The 2,273-nt window shown below is 25.9% G+C and carries 3 protein-coding genes; 1 reads left to right on the top strand and 2 read right to left on the bottom strand.

From position 1 onward, the window contains the following. Together bdr and U881_RS11335 are read right to left on the bottom strand one after the other, a co-directional pair. Nucleotides 1–182, bottom strand: a 182-nt coding sequence (gene bdr, locus U881_RS0100360) for a Bdr family repetitive protein (RefSeq protein ID WP_024652901.1), incomplete at its 3' end; no start/stop codon positions are given. A 75-nt stretch (nt 183–257) separates the two neighbouring features. Then, on the bottom strand, nt 258–1,064 hold the full coding sequence (locus U881_RS11335; RefSeq protein ID WP_024652900.1) for a hypothetical protein: 807 nt from the start codon (nt 1,062–1,064) through the stop codon (nt 258–260). 458 nt (nt 1,065–1,522) lie between these two features. Between U881_RS11335 and U881_RS11325 the strand changes: the two genes are divergently transcribed. Then, on the top strand, nt 1,523–2,273 hold a 751-nt coding region (locus tag U881_RS11325; RefSeq protein WP_152520637.1), incomplete at its 3' end, for a hypothetical protein.

Genomic DNA, 2,273 nt, shown 5'->3' with positions numbered 1-2,273 from the left:
TTTTCTAGCATTTCGAGTTTGATATCGAAGTTTTCTTTGAGATATTCGATATCTTTGTGGGTGAGTTCGTTTTTGTAATATCTAAAAGACAAATCTTTGGCCACATCTTTATCAATACCGGCTTTAACGAGCTCCGAAAGTACCATTTTTTGAGTTATAATTGGGTATGCTAATTCTTCCATTAAGATCTCCTTATGTCACTATTATATACTATTTTAGGCTTATTGGGGAAGTAAAATATTTGGTTGTGATTGTATTTACTTTGCAAAAATATTAGAGAAGATTTCTAGTTGGTGTTTATAAGTAAACTTATTGGGGACATTCATTTCTTTAAGTCGTAGATTGATATAACGTTTAATTTTATGGGGTCTATGATTGTACATAGATATTGCCTTATTAGAGAAAAATTCTTCTATAATAGAAGCAATAATATTTTTAAAACGGGATTTAGAGTTTTTGTAACGTTCTAGATTATTTTTATTGAGGGTAACAAAATTAAAAGAGTGTATATGTTGTAATTTTTTTTCTATATTTTGGATTTTGGGTTCATTAACAAGTGATATTAGATTACATTTGCAGGTGGATATTTTATTTTTGAGATTATTATTAAATAGTACAAAATTATCTATCAGATTTTTTCTTGTGTTAAGAATCGTACCATAAATATTTCGTAAATCTTTGGTTGTGATCTTTAAATCAAAAAATTTATGTAAAGATCTATTTAATTTGAAAGCTTGGATTGGGAGTATTGTGACATTTTGTAAAGATTGAATAGCGTTAACAACAATTTGAGAATCAATTAAAGTATATCTTGTGAGTTCTAAGCCGTTATTTGGTTTGTAAATAATTGTATTGTTACTGTTTTTTGCAACTAAGATATTCTTATTATTGAGATGTGTGAGAGGAATACCAGTTGACATGATAATTCCTATTAATTTATATTTAATGTTTTCAGATTGTATAAGATGGGTGCCAAGTAAAATAAATTCATCAGGATTAATATTTAAGTTGGGATTATCTGATCTTTTTCTTCTGAAGAAATTAAGTCTAAACATTTTAAACATTAATAAAAGTATATATCCTAAAGTAAAAAAAACAAAATTATTTATAAATTCTGTAAAGATATATTTGTGTTTCTTTTATGGGAGGTATTGGTTTCTTTTGTGGGTAGTTTTTGCAATTGAGATTCTATTTGGTTTTTTTTATAGGAGATATAGGTTTCTTTTATAGGGGGTATTGGTTTCTTTTATGGGAGATAATGAACAAGGAATCTATACTAAAAACAAATTATATATATAATTTGTTTTTAGTATAGATTCCTTGTTCATTATCTCCCATAAAAGAAACCAATACCCCCTATAAAAGAAACCTATATCTCCTATAAAAAAAACCAAATAGAATCTCAATTGCAAAAACTACCCACAAAAGAAACCAATACCTCCCATAAAAGAAACACAAATATATCTTTACAGAATTTATAAATAATTTTGTTTTTTTTACTTTAGGATATATACTTTTATTAATGTTTAAAATGTTTAGACTTAATTTCTTCAGAAGAAAAAGATCAGATAATCCCAACTTAAATATTAATCCTGATGAATTTATTTTACTTGGCACCCATCTTATACAATCTGAAAACATTAAATATAAATTAATAGGAATTATCATGTCAACTGGTATTCCTCTCACACATCTCAATAATAAGAATATCTTAGTTGCAAAAAACAGTAACAATACAATTATTTACAAACCAAATAACGGCTTAGAACTCACAAGATATACTTTAATTGATTCTCAAATTGTTGTTAACGCTATTCAATCTTTACAAAATGTCACAATACTCCCAATCCAAGCTTTCAAATTAAATAGATCTTTACATAAATTTTTTGATTTAAAGATCACAACCAAAGATTTACGAAATATTTATGGTACGATTCTTAACACAAGAAAAAATCTGATAGATAATTTTGTACTATTTAATAATAATCTCAAAAATAAAATATCCACCTGCAAATGTAATCTAATATCACTTGTTAATGAACCCAAAATCCAAAATATAGAAAAAAAATTACAACATATACACTCTTTTAATTTTGTTACCCTCAATAAAAATAATCTAGAACGTTACAAAAACTCTAAATCCCGTTTTAAAAATATTATTGCTTCTATTATAGAAGAATTTTTCTCTAATAAGGCAATATCTATGTACAATCATAGACCCCATAAAATTAAACGTTATATCAATCTACGACTTAAAGAAATGAATGTCCCCA

Source organism: Borrelia persica No12 (assembly GCF_000500045.1).
Classification (GTDB): Bacteria; Spirochaetota; Spirochaetia; order Borreliales; family Borreliaceae; genus Borrelia; species Borrelia persica.
This window is presented reverse-complemented; position numbering and strand designations above follow the sequence as displayed.